This is a genomic window from Rhodococcus sp. NPDC076796 (assembly GCF_040702765.1).
Classification (GTDB): Bacteria; Actinomycetota; Actinomycetes; order Mycobacteriales; family Mycobacteriaceae; genus Rhodococcoides.
In genome coordinates, this window is the sequence record NZ_JBFBMS010000004.1 from 553,239 (window position 1) to 573,802 (window position 20,564).

Below are 20,564 nucleotides of genomic sequence, written 5' to 3' on the forward strand. Positions count from 1 at the left end.
AGTCGCGTTCGCCTCGAGTCCGCAGGGAGAAAACACTATCCGTTACTGGAGAGAAGCCGTCGCAGGCACGTTGGCCGTCGTGCTCGTCGCGGTCGCGTTCGTCGTTCCGTATCTGGGGAACGAACTCGTCACCCCCATCATCAACCGAACCCCGCAGCAGGTGCGCGATTTCGCCGATGCGGCACCGCTGTTCGGCTTCCGCGAGATTCACGTGGGATGGGGAACGCCGTTCGCCGTCCTCATCGCGGTGGCGACTGTGCTGTGGGGGCCGACGCTCGCACGACGCCTGTCGTGGACACGGCTGCTCGTCGTTGTGTGGGCTGCGTCGGCGGCCTGGACGATGTCGCTGGCGATGGTGGACGGTTGGAAGCGCGGCTTCGTGAACCGGTTGGCATCGACCGACGAGTACTTGCACGAAGTGCCCGGCGTCACCGACATTCCCGCCACGCTCCGCGGCTTCTCCGAGCGCATCCTGGACTACCAGGCCGATTCGTGGACGACGCATGTGTCGGGTCATCCACCCGGCGCGTTGCTCACCTTCGTGTGGCTCGACCGTCTCGGCCTCGGCGGTGGAGCCTGGGCGGCGACGCTCTGCGTGCTGGTCGGTACGAGTGCCGCTGTGGCGCTGGTACTCACACTCCGGGTACTCGGCGACGAGAACATCGCACGGCGTGCAGCACCGTTCGTGGCGATCGCCCCGGCGGCAATCTGGATCGCCGTCTCGGCCGATGCGTTCTACGCAGGTGTCGCCGCGTGGGGAATTGCGCTGCTGGCGATCTCCACGAAGCGCTACCTGTGGCCCGCATCGATCGGCGCGGGAGTGTTGCTCGGTTTCGGCGTGTACCTGAACTACGGGTTGGTGCTGATGGGCCTGCCCGCCGTCGCGGTACTGATCGCCGGACGGAAGATTCTGCCGTTCGTCGGCGCGCTGATCGGTGCACTGATCGTCGCCGGGATCTTCACCGCGTACGGATTCTGGTGGTACGACGGCTACTTGCTGGTGCAGGAGCGCTACTACCAGGGCATCGCGACCGATCGCCCGTTCGAGTACTGGGGTTGGGCCAACTTCGCGGCGCTGTTCTGCGCGCTGGGTGTTGCTGTGCCCGCGGCGTTCCCGCGGATTCTCACCCGGCTCGAGCCGATCAATCTGTTGGTGATCGCGGCGATCGCCGCGGTGGTGATGGCTGATCTGAGCCAGTTGAGCAAAGCCGAGACCGAGAGAATCTGGCTGCCCTTCGCGATGTGGATGCTGATCGCGCCCGCGGTGTTGCCGATCAGGACGCATCGTTTCTGGTTGGCACTGCAGGTGATCGGTGCGTTGGCGATCAATCATCTGCTGTTCACGAACTGGTGAACGGAGCCAGCGTCATCTGAGCGAACCAGCGCCCGTCGATCGGTGCCACGTCCACCACTCGCAGGCCGGCGGCACCGGCGAGATCCGCGGTGGCGTCGGCGCTGACACTCGACCAGGCGAACCAGTCGCCGACCATGGTGTCGGTTTCCCATCGAACGGTGCGGTGGCGAACTCCTGTGTCGCTGGGCGCATCCACTTCGGCGATGACGGCTCCGTGGGGTGCGAGCAGGTCGGCCGCCCGGCGAAGCAGACGCACCGGGTCTCCGCCGATACCGATGTTTCCGTCGGCGAGGAGGACACACGACCAGTTGCCGGTGTCGGGCAGCGGCTCGAAGAGATCGCGCAGAACGGCGTTGCCGCCGCGCCCGATGGTCAGATCGACTGCTGCTCGGGAGGTGTCGACGCCGAGTGCCGAAACACCGCGTCGAGCAAGCGCTTCGGTGAGCCGACCCGGCCCGCAGCCGAGATCGATCGTGGGCCCGGTACAGCGGCTGAGCATGGCGTGGTCCGCGCGGCGATCCTCGGCCGACGAGGCGCTGCCACCCATCCACCGTGCGGTGGGGAGTTGCTGCCTGCTGCCGTCGGAATCGCCTATCCAGCAGGGTAGTCCGGCTGCTGCGCGGTTGAAGAGTGTATCGGCGGTAACGCTCATGCTCGGCTCCGTACAAAGGTCCATCGGATGAAGTAGGCGGCGGCGCTCGCGGTGAACAACACCGCGGTCAGCGCGAGCCAACGTCCGAGAAAGGGTTCCTGAGTCAAACCGGTTGCGGCCCGGTACGACTCCGCGCCCTGGGAGATTATCCCGGGGAAGAACATCAGAAACGTCAGTGCAGTCCCGAGAGCGGGAACTCGAACGAAATTCACCGGTGACACGGCCAGGTGTCGGCGTGGAATGCTGGTGATCAGCCGATCGGCCAGCGAGTAGAGCGGGAACAGTACGGCATCGTGCAGCAGTACCGATCCGAAGAACCAGACGAGAACGGATTTCCACCACACGTCGCTGTTCCACAGAGTCAGGGGCCCGGCGAGTGTGACGACATAGCCGACGAGCGCGAACGAGAGCAGCAGTCCGACCGCATGCAGCGGGTGTCCGCCGTAGATCCTCGTGAACGCTCTCATCTGTCGGCTCCTGGTCGTGCGATGCAAACACCCGTGCGCGAGGGCCACCGTCTTTCACGGTGACGCCTCGCGCACGGGGTGTACGGGGGTGATTAGGCAGTGCTGACCGTGATGGTCGCAACGCCCACGAGCAGTCCCGGGGTCACAGCATCGGTGTTGAAGGTGCTGTTGAGCAGTCCGGCAGCGGTCTCCGAGATCTTCACCTCGGTGCCCTGCAGGATTGCGGTGTTGTCGGGTCCGGTTGCCAACGGCTGCAGGGTGCGGCCGTCGAGATCGAACAGGACTGCGTCTGCGGCTGCTTCTTCGCCGTTGACCATGACGTCACCGGTGAGAAGCGAAGTGCCCGGGTCGATGTCGAAGTTGATGAGCTCGACGACGGTCTCGCCTGCGGTCAGCGACAGGCCGCTGCCGTCGTGCATGATCTCGCCCTGGACGTAGGGATCGACGGTGCCGGGCTCCCAGTACTTGACGTCTCCGCCGGTGATCGGGAAGCGGATGGATCCGTCTGCGAGAGTCGCGGTTCCGACGACGCCGGGCGTGAGGCCCAGGGTGGTCAGTGCGCCGGTGAAGCCGGGATCCAGAGCGACTGCGGTGTCGACACCGTTGCTGAGGTCGGGGACCTCGGCTGAGGGCTCGGGCTCGCTCTCCACGGCTTCTGCTGCCGAAGAGGTGGCTGCGTCGACGGTGTCGGATGCTTCCTCGCTGGAGCATGCGGCAAGCGGGACGATGGTGAGTGCACCGATTGCGGTGGCGGCCAAAGCTTTACGAACAGTGAACATGTCGGTCAACCTTCCGTGCTCGTCTCTCGAGCGTTGTGGGTCATTCGGCGCTGCTTGCCGAGCGGATGGGTTCCATCTCGATCCCCTGTAAGGGAGCGTGCCCACCTGTTACCCGACAATTCGGACGGCCAAACCGGAAATTTTCCGAAGGTTCACTCGCGGATCAACGAAGAATCAAGTCCGCTGCTCGTTCGCCGATCACCACAGACGGCGCATGGGTGTGTCCGCGGATGATGCTCGGCATGATCGACGCGTCGGCGACGCGAAGGCGGTCGACGCCCCGGACCCGCAGCTCGGCATCGACGACACTGTCGGCATCGTTGCCCATACGGGCAGTGCCCACGGGGTGATACAGAGTGTGCGCATTCTGCTCGAGGGCCTCGGTGAGCAGGTCCGCCGGGGAGATGTTCGACGCCACCCTTGGCCGTACGACGTCGCCGAGCAGTCCCTTCAACGACGGGGTTTCGGAGATCGCGACGCAGACGCGGAGGCCTTCGATCATCGCCTTGCGGTCCAGTCCGCCGGGGTCGCTGAGGTAGCGGGGTTCGACGATGGGCTTGGCCAACGGGTCGGCCGATCGGAGGGTGATCTCGCCGCGGCTCTCCGGCTTCACCAATACGGACCCGATGACTGCGGCGTGGGCGTCCTGGGCGATGAGGCCCTCGTCGAAGAACGGTGCCGGGCCGAAGATGAGTTCGACGTCGGGCAGGGCCAGGTCCTCGCGGCTCTTGATGAATCCGTACGCCTCGCCGACGTTGGAGGTCAGCATGCCGCGTCGGCGCGCGAGGTAATTGACCAGTTCCGGGATCTTCTCGGCGTGGAAGAGGGAGTCGGTCTCGGTCTGCCAGCCGATCAGGGCGGCCAGATGGTCGAGCAGATTCTGCCCGACGCCCGGTGAGTGGTGCCGGACGGCGATGCCGTGCGACTTCAGTTGTTCCTGGTCGCCGATGCCCGAGAGCATCAGCAGTTGCGGGGTGTTGATGGCTCCGCCGGACAGGATCACTTCTTGGCGTGCGCGCACGGTGTGCAGCGCTCCGCCGGAGGTGTATTCGACGCCTACCGCGGCGCTGCCCTCGAAGAGGACACGAGTGGCCTGCGCGTCGGTGAGGATGGTGAGGTTCTTGCGCTTCTTCGCCGGCCGCAGGTATGCATCGGCGGTGCTCCACCGTGCTCCGCGCTTCTGGTTGACCATGGTTCGGCTGAAGCCCTTGGGCTCGGGCAGGTTGGCCGTTTCAACCGGGTAGCCGGCCTCCTCGACGGCGTCGAGGAACGAGGACGTCAGGGCGCGTGAGCTGCGCTGGTGCGAGACGACGAGCGGGCCGTCGGTACCTGCGTCGAGTTCGGTTGTGCCCTCGATGTTCTCGATCTTGCGGAAGTATCCGACGAGGTTGCGGAACGACCAGGAGTCGTCGGACACCGCCGCCCACTCGTCGTAGTCGGCGGCGAATCCGCGAACCCACATCATCGCGTTCATCGATGACGAGCCGCCGAGCATCTTGCCGCGTGGCCAGTAGATGCTGCGATCACGCAGCTCCGGTTGCGGTTCGGTGAGGTAGTCCCAGTCGACCTCGCTGCGAAAGAGTTTGGAGAACGCAGCGGGGATGTGGGCGAACTTGTTCTTGTCCTCGGGGCCTGCCTCGAGGAGGATCACCTCGTTGCGGGGGTCTGCGCTGAGGCGATTGGCCACCACCGCGCCTGCCGAACCTGCGCCAACCACGATGTAGTCGGCCGTCGTGCGCTGAGAGCTCATGATTGTCCTTCGGTCGTCGTCGACGCTGGGTTCTACCCGCGCAGGGCGGAGGCGAAAATTGCCGGCAGCTTGGACCAGGACGGTGCGCCCGCGAATGCGGTGAGCAGCTTGCCGGTCGATGCTGCGGTCTTGTTGGTGACGAACCACGGTGGCTTCGGGGAGATGGAGAGCTCGCCGTTGATCAGCGAGCGCGGCAGCGGCCGGAACGGCCCGCGCACCACTGTTCGCTCGGCCCCGTCGATCAGTAATGCATTGTGTACGATGCCGATTCCGCTCTGCACGTCGTCGACGGTGTGGCCGGGGAATGCGCCCCAGGTGGCCGCTGCAGTGAGGAAGCCGATGGCCGTCCAGGCGTTGACGGCGATGGTGCCGTAGCGCAGGTCGGCGAGCATGGTGTCGAACTTCTCTCCGAGTCCCTTGATGGTGCCGGGGGTGCCGATGATGTTGATGCCGAGTGTGCCGGTGAATTCCTCGTTCGCGGCCTGTACCGCCTTGGCCGCGAACGCGGCTCCGCTGTAGGGCAATTCGATGACGCCCATGACCGGTGCGAAGTACTCGGTCTGCAAAAGCGGCGCGTATTCGCCGGGGTTCAGATCGGTGATGAGCACGCGGCCGCCGCGCTCGCCGAGGCGTTCGGCGGACGGGTAGGTGGCGGTGGCGTCGGACGCTCGCTTGTCGCTGCCGGGGTAGTACGGCGCTCGTGCAGGCGCGCGGTCGAGGGCGGCGCGCAGGGCGGCGACGAATTCGTCGCGCTGCTTCCACTCCGAGGACAGTACGACGACCTGCGAAGCGACACAGTTGTATCCACTGTTGTGCAGGCGTTGGGTGGCGATGTGTTCGGCCTGGAACTCGATGTCGGCACGGCTCCACTCACCGGGCAGAACGATGGTGGGCGAGACGCCGCCGAGTTCGCTGGAGATTTCCTTGGTGAGGATCGGGTCGTTGGCCGCCTTGCGCGCAGCTCCGTCCGAGCCCGGACCGAAGACGATCGCGTCGTGCGTGATGGCGCTGCCGGTCATGTGCACGTGGTCGACGGACACGTGCTGGACCAGGTAGGTGCCCACGTCGGCTCCGCCGGTGAGCAGGCGCAGTGCGCCGATGTCGACGAGTGGCGCGAGGATCTTCTCGAACACCGGCAGCAGCGGATCCATGATGGGGTTGAGCTTGAGTGCGACGACACGGTTGAACGCGATCAGTTCGTACAGCGCGTCCAGCGGCGCGATGGAGGTGATGTTGCCTGCGCCGAGTACTACTCCGATGCCTGCGGTGCGGGTGGGATCGAGCTGGGCGAGGCCCGCGGTCCGCTGTGCGGTTGCACGGTCGATTCCGGGCTTCAGCCACACCTCGGCGGTGAACCCGTTGAGCAGGAGTCGCTCGAAGATGTTGAGGGGCAGCACCGACACCGTCGTGCGCCCACCGGGTGCCGTCCCGAACGTGGCACCGGCCAGTGGGCTGGTGCCGGCTTCGAGCGCCGCGAGCGTGTGCGCCACGGTGCCGAGTCCGTTCAGGAACGAGTACGGACCCGACAGCCATTCCTCACCGACGAGGCTGGACGAGGCGTCGAGTCCCTTGATCGACGATGCCGCACTCACCCATTCCTGCGCGTGAGCTGTGGTCAGCGCATGCACGCGTTCGAGGAGGGCCCGCCGCTCGGCCAGGGTGAGACGTCCCCAGTTCTTCTCTCCCTCGGACAGATCGACGAGTGCGGAGTCGACTGCGTCGGTGGGTCCCGTCGTCGGTACGGATTGCAGGTGTGGGGTGACGTCGCTGGTCAACTTCTCGGCTCCACTCGTCGTTCGGGTACACGGCTTCCACTGTGATTGTGGTCGCACTCGGACGCCGGACGCTATGGGCCACGGGCCTCAATCGGGTGCGACGGTTTGTGCCGTCGCACAATTTCGCTGTGGCGTGGCTTACACGGGTGAGGCTAGAGTTCTGTCATGACCGCGACCGAGTTCGACGTGCATCCGTCACCGACCGATCTGGCCGCGACGATGCTCGACGGCGTCGACGATCTCGCGACCGAATTGGTACGACGGATTCTGGGGGCCGAGCACGCCTACCTCGAATCGACGCTGCTCACCACCGAGCAGCTCTACGAGGCGTCGCGGAGCAATCTGGCGTCGATGCTGGGCAAGCTGTCCGGTCGTGCTCCCATGCGACTCGAGGCGGCGCGCGACGCGGGCCGGCTCAAGGCCGAACAGGGGGTGCCGTTGGCTGCTCTGCTGCATGCTTTTCGGCTGGGCGGCAGGTTGGTCTGGGACGAGTTGATGGAACGCTCGGACGGCCGGGCCAGTCATGCGTTGCTGGACATGGCCGCTCAGGTCTGGGCGCTGGTCGACGTGTACTCCGACGAGGCAGCGGAGGCCTATCGAGAGAGCGCCGACATGCGTGCGCGCGAAAGCGCCGAAGCTCGTGGACGCCTCATCCGTGTGCTCTTCGCCGATCACGGTGCCAATCCGACTGCGGCAGCGGACGCGTTGCGCACGTTTCGCATTCCCGACCACGGCTACTTCGCAGTGGTCTCGCAGGAGCCGTTGACCGCAGCGGTGGGGATCGACGGGTTGATCGCCCGTCTCCGTACCGCGGGTGCCGAATCGGTGTGGGATGCCGAGGTGGACGGTAGCGTCGGGCTGATCTGTGCCGCAACGGAATCGGAGATCGATTCAGCGTTGATCATGCTGAGCGAACTGTGTCCGGGACGGGTGGGGGTCAGTTCGGTCTTCCGGTCCCCGTCGGGTATCGGTGATGCCGTGGGTCAGGCTCGGTTGGCGAGGTCGTGCACCTCGAGCGGGGCCTCACTCTCGGCACCGGTGCGCTACGACTCCGTGCCGGTGCCGCTACTGCTGGTCCGCGATCCCAAATCGGGCCGGATCGCCTCGCGTCAGATACTCGGTGATCTGCTGGCGTTGCCTCGAGCCGAACGGCAGAGCTTGCTGGACACCCTGGACGCATGGTTCTCGTGCGGCGGTTCCACCCGCGACGCCGCCGAATCGCTGCACTACCACCGCAATACGGTGTTGTATCGGCTGCGTCGAATTGCCGAGCTCACCGGTCGCGACTTCCGTGATCCGATCCAGGCCGCCGAACTCTACGTCGGGCTCAGGGCGTATCAGCTGCTGACCTGAGGGTCACTGGCTGGCGAGGACGACGTCGAGGATTCCGGCTCCCAGCGCCACCGGTACGCAGGTCGGGGGACGCGCGTTCGCCGGGTCCAGGGCGTTGAGCGCCAGCCGCAGCGCGGTGGGATCGTAGGTGAACGTGAAGTGCGCTACCTCGGTATCGGGGCACACGTCCTGCACCACGATGTTGTGCGCTCCCGGATCCCGAAGCAGCGCATTGGTGTACGGCTGAATTACCTCGTCGACCCTCGTTGCGATGGACGTGTACTCCACCCCGGGCACGGTGTCGCCGCCGGCATTGAGCCGATCGAGAAAGTCGGATCCGGCCATCAGTTGGGCCAGACCCGGCCCGAATTCGCCTGCTACCACACCGGTTGCACCGGGCACTGCCTGCACGACGGGCGCAACTCCGTACATGGTGCCGCCGTATGTCGGTGATGCGATCCCCACCCATCGATCGACCACGTAGGCACCGCCGAGCCTGTTGACGAAGTACCGAGCGACCGCGGCACCCTGCGAGTAGCCGACCACGTCCACCGCGGCGGCACCGGTGGCCCGGAGGATCGACAACGTCATCGCCTTCAGTTGCGCTGCACTGTCTTCGATGACGCCGTACCCGTTGGTTCTACCGTCCGGCGACGTGCCGTAGTTGATGGCGAAGACGCAGAATCCGGTGGCTTTCAGGATCGGTGCGAAGCCGGCCCAGTCGGAGTATGCGGTGGCGTCGGTGCCGTGCACCAGGACGACGGGGTTGGGGTGGGCTGCGGTGGGCTTGCAGCTCATGTCGTTGGCGCCGGGAGGGGCGGCGTCGCGATTCGATGCCGCGTAGCGGATGGCATCGGCGTGATCGGGTTGCTCGGGGGCAGCGGCGATGGGCATCAGCGGCCCCGCGTGTGCGGAGGGCGCGAGCAGCGCAGCGGCAGCGGCGATTACGAGGGTGATCAGAGTCCGCCGTGGCCCGCGCATGAACAGACGATATTCCTCGAACTGTGGAATGTCCCTATGAAATCGGGTGTCAGCTGAGAAAAGTCACAAGAATTGTTCTGCCGCCGAAACCGTGTCGAATGCGCACAGCGCACGGGGCCCAGCCGTAGTGGCTGGGCCCCGTGCGGACAGAAGGGTTGCTCTGCAGGTCAGAGGCGACTCACGCGTAGCCAGTCGACACTCATCGTCTGCGGGTACGGCGTGCTGTTGAGTGTCTTGCCGGTCCAGTTGTTGCCCACGGCGACGTTGAAGAGGATGTAGTGCGGCCAAGCGCCCGAGAACGCTTTCCAGTTGCCGCCTTTCGCCTCGTACTGGGCCTGGGTGAAGGAGTATCGAGCGATTCCGTCGACGAACCAGGTGATGCTGTTCGGCAGCCAGTCGATTCGGTACGTGTGGAATCCGTTGTCGACCGGATTCATGCTGCCGCCGGTTTTCACATCTTGATTGGAGTTCCACTTCGAGGGGCCGTGCAAATTGAATGACGGTCCGTACAGTCCGGGAATTTCGACGATGTCCACTTCCCCTTGGCTGGGCCATGAATATTCGCCACCGGGTTGTAGGCCGAGGGTCCAGAATGCGGGCAGCAGGCCCTGGGCGCTCGGCATCTTGATCGATGCTTCGATCCGCACCGGCGGCGTCACCGATTGCTTGCCCATACTGACCACGCGGGCGCTGGTGAAGTTGTACGGTGCCCGCTTGCGGTCCGGTGGGTACTCCCGACGCGCGGTGATGTTCAGTGAGCCGTTGAACTGGTTGGCGTTGTTCCAGGAATTCGTATAGTACTGCTGCTCACCGGAACTCGCGCCCCAGCGGCCGGTCTGAAATCCCCATTTCGAGGGGTCGGGTCCGCCGTACCCGTTGAATTGATCTTCCCACAGCAGGGTTCCTGCTCCGCCTTGGGTTCTCGGGGGTGCGGCGAGTGAGGGGGCGGCGGTCGCCGACGAGACGGCCACGGCCATCGTCGTCAGGGCGACCGCGATAATTGTGAATAGTGATCGCATGAGGGGGATTCCTGTCAGGTCATATGTCGGTGAACAAATGTCGACATTGGATTTCTAGCACGACAAAGTAGGCGGTAGAAGTTTCTTCTGGAATGCAGGAATTCTTGCGAATACAATGAATGAATTCACCTATGTTACCGGTCGGTAGCAAGGGTACCGACCGATATTGAGCGGTGGTCGGTTTGTTTCAGGAGTGACCGCAGTGACTCGGCGGCGTCTGTGAGTTCAGCGATACGGACGAGACGGGAGCGACTCGAGAGGGGCAGGAGTGGAGCCTGCAGTAACGACTCGAGAGGGGCAGGAGTGGAGCCTGCAGTAACGACTCGAGAGGGGCAGGAGTGGAGCCTGCAGGAACGACGCAGGTTCATAAGTCTGTGGAGCCGGTGACGGGAATCGAACCCGCCTCTCAACCTTGGGAAGGTCGCGTTCTACCAATGAACTACACCGGCGTGTGGTGCGGGTGCCAGGTTAGCAGGGCGTTCAGATGTCGATTCGCACGCCGTGCAGCAGGGTGAGGGCGTCGTGTGCGGCTACCGGCTTGGAGAACAGGTATCCCTGTGCGCGGGTGCAGCCCAGTTCGATGAGGGTGTTTCTGGCGCTCTGTGTTTCGACGCCTTCGGCGATGATGTTCAGTCCGAATGCGTCGGCGAGTCCGATGATGGACTGGACGATGGCGAGGTCGCCGGTGTCTCTGGCTCCGAGGTCGGTGACGAAGGCGCGGTCGATCTTGAGTGCGTCGACGGGGAGTTCCTTGAGGTGCGACAGGGAGCTGTATCCGGTGCCGAAGTCGTCTATGGCCACTTGCACGCCGAGTTCGCGAAGTTCGCGCAGTGTCACACGGGTGCGGGAAAGGTCCTGTACCACTGCCACTTCGGTGATCTCGAGGCAGAGATTCGGCCCGGCTATCGAGAACTCCGTGAGTGCTCTGGCGACGGCACCGACGAATCCGTTGGTGACCAGTTGGACAGGGGATATGTTGACGCGCATCGCGATGTCGAGGTGAGGGATCTCGCGTTGCCAGTCGGCGAGGGTGCGGCAGGCACGGTCGAGGACCCAGCGGCCGAGTTCACCGGCGAGGTTCGTCTCCTCGGCCACCGGGATGAATGCGGATGGGGGGAGCAGTCCGCGGGTGGGGTGTTGCCATCGGACCAAGGCTTCGACCGCGGTGATGCGTCCGGTGACCAGGTCCACCTCGGGCTGGAAGTGCAGGGTGAGCGAGTCGCCTGCGATGGCGTCGCGCAGATGGATCTCGACGTCGTTGCGGAGTTCGGCTTCGGCGTGCATCTCTTCGGTGAACAGGGCGATGTCGTGGCCGCCTGCGCGTTTGGCCACCAGGGCGGCCTGATCTGCTTGCCGCAGAAGCGACTCGGCGGTGTGCTTGCCCGGCTGACCGAAGGCGATTCCGATGCTCGCGCTTCTGCTGATTCGTTCGACTCCGAGGGTGACGGGGGCGTTCATGGCATCGGCGATCATCTCGGCGTGGTGTGTTGCGACGCGGGCCGAGCACGGCCCGGCGAGTACCACCAGGAACTCGTCGCCGCCCAGGCGTGCGACGAGACCGGCCGACTTGCCGACGAAGCTCTGCAGTCGATCGGCGATGGTCTCGAGGTAGTGGTCTCCGGCGAGGTGGCCCAGAAAGTCGTTCAGTGCTTTGAGTCGATCGAGGTCGATGTGCATCACGGCGACTGGGCCGGGCATGGACGGGTCGAGCCGTTCGCGGAGGTGTTGCGCGAGGGCCGTGCGGTTCGGCAGCTTGGTGAGGTGGTCGTGCAGCGCCGAGAATCGAAGTTGCTCCTCGGCGATCACCCGTGACTGCAGTTGAGAGAGCAGTGCCGCAATTGCTTTGAGCGCGTTGAGCTCTGCCTCGGACCAACTTCGGTCGCCGATCTTGATGAAGCCGAGGATGCCGGTGGTGCGTCCGGAGTGCAGCAGCGGAACGACGGCCATCGAGGTCGCGGAGAATCCCGACCCCTGCTCGACGCGTCGGCGGTAGTCCTCCTGCCCCGGATCCGGCCGAAACACTGCCGGTTCGGTCAGTGTTTCGGCCAGGCGGAATACCGAGTCTGCGTCGTCGAAGTAGACCACTGCGAGCGGATCGGGATCGGGCACGCTCAGTCGCGGTGGCCATTCCGCGCTGAGTCTGGTGGCCCTGGCCTCGAAATCGTTGTGCCGAAGGAAGCTGAAGTCGATGCCGAGGTAGTCCACGAGTTGCCGCAGCACGGAGTCGTAGGCCTCGCGCACCGTCGCCGCATCGACTCCCATGAGTTCGGTTGCGACGCCGGTGACGAGGACCTCGAGCGTCCGATTGTGCTCCAGGGCCCCACTCCCGCCTCTCGTAGACTCAGTGCAGGACTGTTCCCCCTGGTCTTCGCCGGAACTCTACCCCGATACAGACGCTGAAACAGGAAGTCTGCGACTATGTATCATGGTTTTCGGGGCGCAACTGAGCCGCAACACCAGTGCAACGGACTCGGTGTTTTCGATTTCAAGCAGTGCGCGGAACTCGAAACTCAACTGCTGCAGTGTTTCTGCGTGGTGCGTCGACAGTTGTCGGTATTCCTCCGCGGTCCGCGCGTAGAGGAACGCAGGGGAAACCGGTTGCACTGCCAAACCGCGCAAATGCGCAGTTACCCAAACGTTCTCCGTTGCAGATCCTCCTCTGATGTAATGTTCTGCGGTCGATCCGGGTACGACGACCACTGCAAGTGCCGAACTCGACAGCACTCGATCGCGCATATCGCTCCCCAGCGCCGCGCCGGCGTCCCAGGCATGCACGAGTTCCATGACCTCCGGCCGCTTGACGATCTCGAGCTTGGACAGGTCCGCGTCGTCGATCCCCAGGGTCGACACCTCGATTCCCCGATCGGGATCGAGATCTCCCGGCCAACGCAACTCGGAGAACATGTCTCGGTGCAGGTGCGGTGTGAGATACCGGATTCGATCCGCGGCAGCGAGGATGTTCGCGGCTGCGGCAATGGATTCGGGTGCCGTCAGCAGCACTGCCCGTCCACCTTCTGCTGCTGCCGCAGCGGCGATATCGGCGGCGATGTCCGCGTCCAAGGGCGCGCCGGTGCCCATTTCCCGGTTGGTGCACCGCTCGAGAACGCCGTCGAGCAGGCGTCGATCGGTGATGGGTTGTGGGTCGCCCGCACTCAGCGTGATCTCGACTCCGTGCTCGTCGACATCGGTGCGGTCGAGCCTGCCCTGCGCGGTGGCCACCACTCGCGCGTTGAAGGCGGCCGCACCGACCGCCACGTAGCTGCCGCGGAAGGCGATGTCGAGGGTCGAGGTTCGTGAACGATCGACCCCGATCCGTACGGTGCGTCCGTCTCGGGTGAACGTCCACGGTTGACTGTTTCCACCGGACGGCGCTCGGCGGGCAGCGTCGAGAACGAGCGCGTCGGAATCGACGGAGGTGCGGTGAGCGTCGACGGCGGTATCGTCCGAGGACTTCTGCGCCCGACGCGTCGGGTTCGGGGGCGCGAGCGCGTCGAGATGGTTGTCGAGGTCGATGCGGATTCGTCCCGAGGGTAGGTGCGCTCCGGTGCCGAAGCGTCGAACGGCAGCGGCGATGGTGGCACCGCCGAGTTGAACGTCGCCGCCCAACTGTGGCCAGGTCTCGATCGTTTCGCTCACTTCCACCATCGAAGCGGCCATGCGTGCCGAGAGCAGTGAGGCGTCGAGCTGATCCAGCACGATCGGGATCTTGTCGCGGGTGCCCAGCCCGTGCAGGCTCGTCGAGTCGATCTCGCCGAGGACGCCGTGGAACACCGGGCGGTCGGGTTCGAGGTCGAAGCGCTCGACGTCGAGCAGTCCTCGGTCGGAGGTCTCCATCAGTACCGGGATGCGTCGCGACCGCGCTGCCTCGCGGGCGCGGACCTTGACGTCGAGGGAGTCGCATTCCTCGACGAGCAGGTCGAGTCCGTCGAAGAACTCGTCGATGGTGTTCTCGGTGATGCCGTCCTCGGCGATTTCGACGCGTAGATACGGGTCGATTTCGGCAATGCGTCGGGCAGCGACGACCGCTTTGTTGATGCCGAGATCGAGGATGGACGCCGGAATTCTATTGAGGTTGGAAAGTTCGATCTCGTCGAAATCTGCGAGGCGAAGCGTCCCGCAGATTCCTTCGAGTGCGAGGGTGTGGGCAATGGCGTGCCCGACGCTGAGTCCGATGATTCCTATCGTGAGATCTCCCAAGGAATTCTGTTCCGCGAGGGTTATCTTGTTCCTGTTTCTGTCCAGCCTCAGGTGTCGAAACGAGTTGGGTCCGAGTACGGCGACGACAGTTTTTCGCCAGGGAAAGAATACCCACCTGTCGTTTTCGTCGAGAAGGCTCTGCTCAGGGCTGGGAAGCAGTGAGTGCAGGCCCTTTCTCTGTGTCTTCCGCTCGTCCAGAAATGTGAGGGTCGGATCGCGTCTGAGTTCGTCGAGTGCGTCACGCTGTGTGGCGTCCGTCTCGTCGAATATCACAGGCTTCCAGTGGTGGCCGGGTGTGTTTCGATCGTTCATGATGCGACTGCTTCCGGGAGTTCTACGGCTGCGCGGCGGTGTGCGAGAAGGGTAACCGTGTTGTGCCGCATCCGGCGCCAGGTGGCCAGGTCGGCGTTGAAAGCGAGTGTTGTTCTGTCCCACCAGAACACCTCGGTTCGGTAGCGTTCGTCGGGGTAGGGTATCGGCGCGATCTGGGTGGCGATCACCGCTCCGGTGTCGAGCCATGCGGCGCGGACGTGGGAGGCCGCGGTGGCCAGGGCGTAGCGCGCGCCGAGAAGAGCCGTGCTGTAGGCGGGGGACTCCGCGATCATCGCGGTGACGGCGCGGCCGTGGGGTGCGTCCTGAGCGACCCACGCGGACTTGAGTTCGACGACTCCGTGGCCGATGCGTTCGTCGAGCATGGTGTGCACGTGGCGTAGCCCGTCGGGATATTCGGCGAATTCGATCAGTGCGTGCGATTGATCGACCGAGGAATACGGTCCTTGCACCCGTACCCCGCCGACTATTTGTCCGGTTCGGTCGAGTGCGGCGAAGAACAGTGCAGTAGTGCTGCCGTCACGAATGGTCGACATTTCGAGTGCGGTGGTCACACCGTGTCGCGTGTAGCTTTCCTCTGCGCCGTCCAAAAATTGTTCCCACAAGGCCGGATTCTCGGCAGGAGTGGTAGCCAGAACGAGGCATTGGGATCTGTCATCCCAGTACGTGGGGACGTCGAACGGAATTGTCATTTCACTCTTCCTGATAGGAGTTGCCCGAATGTGAATGGTTGTGCCGCTCGATTGTCCGGCTTTTCCTTTGCGGAGCTATATGTCGTGATCGGGACTCGGGTGTGTCGCGGGGGACCGCCCAGGACCAGTAGCCTGCAGAGGTGCTGCTCTCCGACCGTGACATCCGTGCCGAAGTGACCCTGGGAAACCTGGCGATCGAACCGTTCGACCCGTCGATGGTTCAGCCGTCGAGTGTCGATGTGCGGCTCGACAAGCTCTTCCGGGTGTTCAACAACACCCGCTACACCCACATCGATCCGTCGCTGCAGCAGGACGAGTTGACGACGCTGGTCGAACCTGCGGCCGGTGAGCCGTTCGTCCTCCATCCCGGTGAGTTCGTTCTCGGCTCCACGCTTGAATTGACGACGCTGCCGGATTACCTGGCCGGTCGGCTCGAGGGGAAGAGCTCGCTCGGGCGGCTGGGTCTTCTCACGCACTCGACCGCAGGCTTCATCGATCCGGGCTTCAGTGGCCACATCACGCTCGAGTTGTCCAACGTCGCCAACCTCCCGATCACCTTGTGGCCGGGCATGAAGATCGGGCAGCTGTGTCTCTTCCGGCTGTCGTCGCCGTCCGAGAATCCGTACGGCAGTGCCGCGGTGGGGTCGAAGTATCAGGGCCAGCGCGGGCCGACGCCGTCGAAGGCCTACCTGAACTTCGTTCGGTCGAGCGTCGACTAAACGATCTCGCAGTTTGTTTCATCGCCGTAAAACGTGGTGAATGTCCGGTTGTAGCGGTACTCTGGTGACCTGACGTGGGTTGGGGCCTACCAGAGCGAGGTTTCTAGTGTCCGCGGTTCCCGATGTGTCCGTACTCGGCGCTTCATTGGGGTCGAGTGGTCTGCGCAGCGTGATCAGTGACAACGCTCGCCCCGGTGCTGTCCTGGAAGTGCACGAACCCGTCGCATCCCGGCCCGCACCCAACGGCCTCGCTCCCGATCCGTGGGATGCCGTCATCACCTCGGTACACAATCTGGCGACCGAATATGCGTCAGCGGACTTCTATCCGGTGCTCGCACTGCGCGAAAGCGACCCCAGGACGGCCTACGACCAGGACTTCTCCGACGGCGTTGTGCTCGTGTCCGAACTCGGTGCGCAGTTGGGTGCACTGCGTGAGACGCGTGTGCTGGCCGGCGAGCGCTGCGTCGCTCTGTTCGACGTCGGCGCATCCGGTACGTCGATCTCCGTGGTGGACATCGACAGCGGCGATGTCCTCGCGTCGCGTCGAACGGATGCCCTCAGTGGTGACGACTGCGATCGGGTGCTGTGCGATCACCTGATCGCGACGTTCGGTGCGGCCGAGGCGCTGACGGTCGAGGCTCGTAGGCGGCTCGTCCACGACGTCCGCGACGGGAAACACGAACTGGCTCTGCTTCGCAGTGTGTCGATCATCGGACCGTTCGTCGGCGGCCGTGCATCGCTGTGGCGTGGCAATCTCGACGAGCTCATCGGCGATTCCGTGCACCGAGCCGTCTCGATGGCCGTCGACGTGCTCGACGCGGTCGGCGCGCAGGGCGTTCACGTCGACGCCATCGTCGCAGTCGGCGGTGGTGCCAACATGCAGATAATTCGGCAGGTCCTGTTCGACGCGGTGTCGATGCCGGTCTACGTGCCGGAGCAGCCGGAACTGCTGGCTGCGCACGGCGCTGCTGGGATCGCTCGGACGGTGGGTCTGCGGCCCGCACCGGCACCGCCCGAGGTGCTCACCGATCGGTTCGTTGCGGCGGATCGGGATTCCGCAGACTTCGAGGTGGCCGCGGTTGCCCCGGTGGTCTCGAAGCGGCCGCGGCACAGCGACACCTCCTCCAAGCGGATGACCAGGGCCAACAAGTCTCGTCACCTCGGTGGCGCGCTCGCGGCACTCGTCGCGGTGTGTGCAGCGGGCACCGTGGTCACTGCGGCGGCACGGACGAGCGGCGACGATCCGGCGCCGTCGGTGAACATTTCGCAGGATTCGTCGCAGACCGCTCGGTCGCAGTCCGTGGTGCCTGCCGCAGACGGGTCACCCGCCGACCCCACCGGGTCGTCGTTGCCGCTCGAGACCACGACGACGCAGAGCTCCCCTCCGGTCGACGCGCCGGCAACGTCGTCCTCGCCCGAAGCGCCGACCACGACGGGCGGGGCGAGCACCACCGCAGATCGGCGCACCGTGGCCACGACCAGTGCGCCGTCGGACATAGAGGAGACGACGGCACCCGACAGGCCCACCCGCGATCGGTCGACCGCGGTGCCGACGACGGTCCCACCTGCCACCACGACTCGTTCGACCACAACGCGCCCCGCCACGACGACCCGGGCCACGACGACGCCGCGTCCGACCACCACCACGCGGTCGACTCGGACGTTCGATTTTCCGTTCCCGGACTTCGACTTTCCGCGTCGCTGACCGGTCTGCGCTTTCCGACGCCGCCGGCCCCGGTACTCGAGGCAGGATGAGCAGTATGGAGTCGATTCAGACCGAGCGCGAAGACAAGTTCGACGTCGACGCAGATTTTCAGTTGCCCACTCTCGCTTCACTGGTGCCGACCGGCGGTGCACTGGTGTCGAGCGAGACCGACCTGAGCAGTGAGTACTTCGACACTGCCGGCCACGACCTGTTGCGACGCGGAATCACGCTGCGGCGTCGTACCGGTGATTCCGACAACGGCTGGCATGCGAAGGTCCCGGCGGAGAAGGCGCGGACCGAGATTCGGCTCCCCCTCGGCAACGGTGCGAACAATGCGGTGCCGGACGAGCTGAACGACGTGCTGCGCGGTGCGGTGATGGGCGCGGAGTTGTCCGCGGTCGCGACTCTGACGACGCGTCGAACCATTCACACCGTGTCCGACGCCGATGGGGCCGTGGTCGCGGAAGTTGCCGACGACGAGGTCTCTGTCGTTCTGATCGGCGGGGCGACCGGTCCGCAGTGGCGAGAGGTCGAGGTGGAACTCGGACCCGCAGGGTCGGAGTCGTTTCTGAAGAAGGCGGGCAAGGTACTGCGCGCTGCCGGCGCTCGTCCGTCGGCGCATCCGTCGAAGTTGGATCGGGCACTGTCGGTGGTGCGCCAGGTGCCCGCCGAACCCGGGGCTGCGCTGCTGGCGGACTACCTCGACGATCAGGCACAGGCGATCGTCGCCGGCGATGTCTACCTGCGTCGAGGGCTGGATCCGATCCATTCCACGCGGGTGGCGATTCGGCGATACCGCAGTACCCTACGTGTGTTCGGGAGTCTGTTCGAGGACGAGCCCGCCGCGCAGCTCGAGGCCGAACTGTCCTGGTATGCAAGCATTCTCGGCGAGGTCCGCGATCGTCAGGTGCAGCGTGCTCGGTTCGCTGCGGCGTTGCGTGAACTGCCGCCCGAGCTGGTGCTCGGGCCGGTGGCGTCGCGCATCGAGAACGATCTGCTGGCCGAGCAGATTCGGTACCGCGAGGCTGCGATGACCGAACTCGACGGAGAGCGATACCGCGCGCTGCTCACGACGCTGTCGGAGTGGTCGCGCGGGCTACCGATCGACGGTGAGGTCACCGACCGAGTGTTGGTCAAGCTTGCGCGCAAGGCCGGGAAGAAGGCGATCGATCGCACGAAGAGTGCCGTGCGCGGCACCGACGACGAGGCATTGCATCGCGCACGGAAGGCGTCGAAGCGCGCGCGGTACGCGGCCGAGTTGGTCGCGCCGGTGGTGGACAAGAAGGTGTCGAAAGCGAACATCAAGCACTTCAAGACGATTCAAGAGGTGCTGGGAGAGCATCAGGATGCGGTGATCGCGGCCGAAATTCTGCGGACTCTCGGCGCGCGAGCAGGGACGACGGCCGGGGAGAACGGTTTCACCTTCGGCCTGCTCTTCGAGCGCGAGCGCCGTGCCGCCGAGATGGCCCGGGACGAGGCGAGTCGGTTGGAGTTCTGATCGCCTGAACCGGTATATTTCCCCGATTCGAGGCTCGAAGGGTACTCTGAGTCGGAATCGAATTCGGGGGAGTCGACGATCATGGCCATTGCGCTCGGGGTGCACGTCGGTGTCGAAGAAGTGTCTGCTTCGCTGGTCGAGGACGATCTGCCCGAACTCGGGCCCATTTCCACTCGCACCGTGTCCGTGTCCGCGGTTCCCGGCGGTGTCGGTGACGCCGTCACCACGATGCTCGGAATCATGAGGGTGCAAGCGGCTCAGAACGACTTGCTGATCAGCGGTTCCGGGGTGGTCTGCGACAGCATCGCGCTCTGCGGGATCGTTCGCGCTGCTCTGGCCGCTCATCATGTTCGCGACGTCGGAGTGGTGGATGCCGGAGATCCACGGCTGGATGCCGACTATTCGCTGGACATCGCGGCGGCACTGATCGGCACCGCTGCCGCTCCCATCGAGTGGACGGGTGAGCCGGTGGCCGTCCCTGCGGAGGCGGTCGACGAGGACTGGAGTGGTTCCGACGGCGATGTGGCCGGTACGCCGCGCAGTGCCCGACTGACGATGATCGGGTTGGGCGTCGCGGTTCTCGCCGCACTGAGCGGAGCCACGGTGTGGGCGCTGTCGGCGGCCGGTCCGACACAGAATCCCGTGGTCGACACCGCGGATGTCGCGGAGATGCCGTCGGGCGGAGACGGCGAAGCCGCGTCGTCTTCGGTGGCGGTGGTCGCCGATTCGGCGGTCCCACCTCCTGGCCCGTCGGCTGTTCCGCCCGTCGAGGCCGGGTTGTTCGAGGCCCCCGTGTACGGGCCGGTGCCGGTCGGTACCTGGAGTGAAGCAGTCCCTGTGGGTCCGGTCCCCACCACGTTCGGCGAGGTGTCTTCGGGTGGCGGCAACTCCGGTGTCGTCGAATCGGGTGGCGGCAGACCGGGCGTGGTCACGGGCGGAGGCGGTAACGCTGGCAGTGGCGACTCGGACGGCGATGCGGGCGGCGGCAACTCGGGTGGTGGTGACTCGGGCGGTGGTGACTCGGGTGGTGGTGATTCGGGCGGAGAGGAAACGCCGACCGTCGATCCTGCGCCCGAGCCGGAACCCGAACCCGAGGTGCCGTCCACGGACCCGTCCGAGCCGACCACCGAGGTTCCGGAGACCACCGAGCCCACCACCGATGCAGAACCGTCGGCGGATCCGGTCGAATAGCCTCCGATTCGTTGATTCCATTGTGAGCGAGCGGCTTTGATACTTGGACAAGTCCTTCGCGTGACGGGTATGTGAATTCGACTCCGACACCTGAACTTCTGCTCACGCGTCGCTACCATCGAG

At 65.0% G+C, this 20,564-nt stretch carries 16 protein-coding genes and 1 tRNA gene; 6 read left to right on the forward strand and 11 right to left on the reverse strand.

From position 1 onward, the window contains the following. Window positions 1-37 precede the first annotated feature (37 nt). Window positions 38-1,354 carry a hypothetical protein gene (locus AB0366_RS16585; protein ID WP_366244962.1) on the forward strand — a complete coding sequence of 439 codons (1,317 nt, stop codon included), beginning with the start codon at window positions 38-40 and terminating at the stop codon, window positions 1,352-1,354. Here the strand turns inward: AB0366_RS16585 and AB0366_RS16590 are convergent. The 5 genes from AB0366_RS16590 to AB0366_RS16610 all read right to left on the reverse strand — a co-directional run bounded on the left by AB0366_RS16590 (window position 1,341) and on the right by AB0366_RS16610 (window position 6,777). After that, the gene (locus AB0366_RS16590; RefSeq protein WP_366244860.1) at window positions 1,341-2,006 is read right to left on the reverse strand and encodes a methyltransferase domain-containing protein; all 666 of its coding nucleotides are present in this window, start codon (window positions 2,004-2,006) and stop codon (window positions 1,341-1,343) included. The genes AB0366_RS16585 and AB0366_RS16590 overlap by 14 nt on opposite strands. Then, window positions 2,003-2,473: a hypothetical protein gene (locus AB0366_RS16595; protein WP_366244861.1), complete on the reverse strand. Its 471-nt coding sequence runs from the start codon at window positions 2,471-2,473 to the stop codon at window positions 2,003-2,005. The genes AB0366_RS16590 and AB0366_RS16595 overlap by 4 nt, the downstream gene beginning before the upstream one ends. A gap of 92 nt (window positions 2,474-2,565) precedes the next feature. Beyond that, complete coding sequence (locus AB0366_RS16600; protein ID WP_366244862.1) at window positions 2,566-3,252, reverse strand: hypothetical protein; 687 nt, start codon at window positions 3,250-3,252, stop codon at window positions 2,566-2,568. 163 nt (window positions 3,253-3,415) lie between these two features. Continuing rightward, window positions 3,416-5,002 carry a GMC family oxidoreductase N-terminal domain-containing protein gene (locus AB0366_RS16605; RefSeq protein ID WP_366244863.1) on the reverse strand — a complete coding sequence of 529 codons (1,587 nt, stop codon included), beginning with the start codon at window positions 5,000-5,002 and terminating at the stop codon, window positions 3,416-3,418. Between the two features lie 32 nt (window positions 5,003-5,034). After that, window positions 5,035-6,777, reverse strand: a complete 1,743-nt coding sequence (locus AB0366_RS16610; RefSeq protein WP_366244864.1) for an aldehyde dehydrogenase family protein — start codon at window positions 6,775-6,777, stop codon at window positions 5,035-5,037. Window positions 6,778-6,942: 165 nt separating this feature from the next. On the opposite strand from AB0366_RS16610, the gene AB0366_RS16615 reads away from it, so the two are divergent. Next, window positions 6,943-8,130 carry a helix-turn-helix domain-containing protein gene (locus AB0366_RS16615; protein ID WP_366244865.1) on the forward strand — a complete coding sequence of 396 codons (1,188 nt, stop codon included), beginning with the start codon at window positions 6,943-6,945 and terminating at the stop codon, window positions 8,128-8,130. Between the two features lie 3 nt (window positions 8,131-8,133). Here AB0366_RS16615 and AB0366_RS16620 read toward each other — a convergent pair whose 3' ends face one another. The 6 genes from AB0366_RS16620 to AB0366_RS16645 all read right to left on the reverse strand — a co-directional run bounded on the left by AB0366_RS16620 (window position 8,134) and on the right by AB0366_RS16645 (window position 15,328). Then, window positions 8,134-9,090 carry an alpha/beta fold hydrolase gene (locus AB0366_RS16620; RefSeq protein ID WP_366244866.1) on the reverse strand — a complete coding sequence of 319 codons (957 nt, stop codon included), beginning with the start codon at window positions 9,088-9,090 and terminating at the stop codon, window positions 8,134-8,136. Window positions 9,091-9,257: 167 nt separating this feature from the next. Beyond that, the gene (locus tag AB0366_RS16625) at window positions 9,258-10,109 is read right to left on the reverse strand and encodes a glycoside hydrolase family 16 protein (RefSeq protein WP_366244867.1); all 852 of its coding nucleotides are present in this window, start codon (window positions 10,107-10,109) and stop codon (window positions 9,258-9,260) included. Between the two features lie 375 nt (window positions 10,110-10,484). Further along, window positions 10,485-10,558 (reverse strand) — tRNA-Gly (locus AB0366_RS16630). A 31-nt stretch (window positions 10,559-10,589) separates the two neighbouring features. Then, window positions 10,590-12,371, reverse strand: a complete 1,782-nt coding sequence (locus AB0366_RS16635; protein ID WP_366244868.1) for a bifunctional diguanylate cyclase/phosphodiesterase — start codon at window positions 12,369-12,371, stop codon at window positions 10,590-10,592. 117 nt (window positions 12,372-12,488) lie between these two features. After that, the gene (locus AB0366_RS16640; RefSeq protein WP_366244869.1) at window positions 12,489-14,618 is read right to left on the reverse strand and encodes an Rv1355c family protein; all 2,130 of its coding nucleotides are present in this window, start codon (window positions 14,616-14,618) and stop codon (window positions 12,489-12,491) included. After that, the gene (locus AB0366_RS16645) at window positions 14,615-15,328 is read right to left on the reverse strand and encodes a hypothetical protein (protein ID WP_366244870.1); all 714 of its coding nucleotides are present in this window, start codon (window positions 15,326-15,328) and stop codon (window positions 14,615-14,617) included. Before AB0366_RS16645 ends, AB0366_RS16640 begins: the two co-directional genes overlap by 4 nt. A gap of 140 nt (window positions 15,329-15,468) precedes the next feature. On the opposite strand from AB0366_RS16645, the gene dcd reads away from it, so the two are divergent. The 4 genes from dcd to AB0366_RS16665 all read left to right on the forward strand — a co-directional run bounded on the left by dcd (window position 15,469) and on the right by AB0366_RS16665 (window position 20,441). Then, window positions 15,469-16,047: a dCTP deaminase gene (gene dcd / locus AB0366_RS16650; protein ID WP_243595178.1), complete on the forward strand. Its 579-nt coding sequence runs from the start codon at window positions 15,469-15,471 to the stop codon at window positions 16,045-16,047. Between the two features lie 169 nt (window positions 16,048-16,216). Further along, on the forward strand, window positions 16,217-17,752 hold the full coding sequence (locus tag AB0366_RS16655) for an Hsp70 family protein (RefSeq protein WP_366244871.1): 1,536 nt from the start codon (window positions 16,217-16,219) through the stop codon (window positions 17,750-17,752). 55 nt (window positions 17,753-17,807) lie between these two features. Next, window positions 17,808-19,250, forward strand: coding sequence for a CYTH and CHAD domain-containing protein (locus tag AB0366_RS16660; protein WP_366244872.1), 1,443 nt, complete (start codon window positions 17,808-17,810; stop codon window positions 19,248-19,250). 81 nt (window positions 19,251-19,331) lie between these two features. Beyond that, window positions 19,332-20,441, forward strand: coding sequence for a hypothetical protein (locus tag AB0366_RS16665; protein ID WP_366244873.1), 1,110 nt, complete (start codon window positions 19,332-19,334; stop codon window positions 20,439-20,441). Window positions 20,442-20,564: the final 123 nt, after the last annotated feature.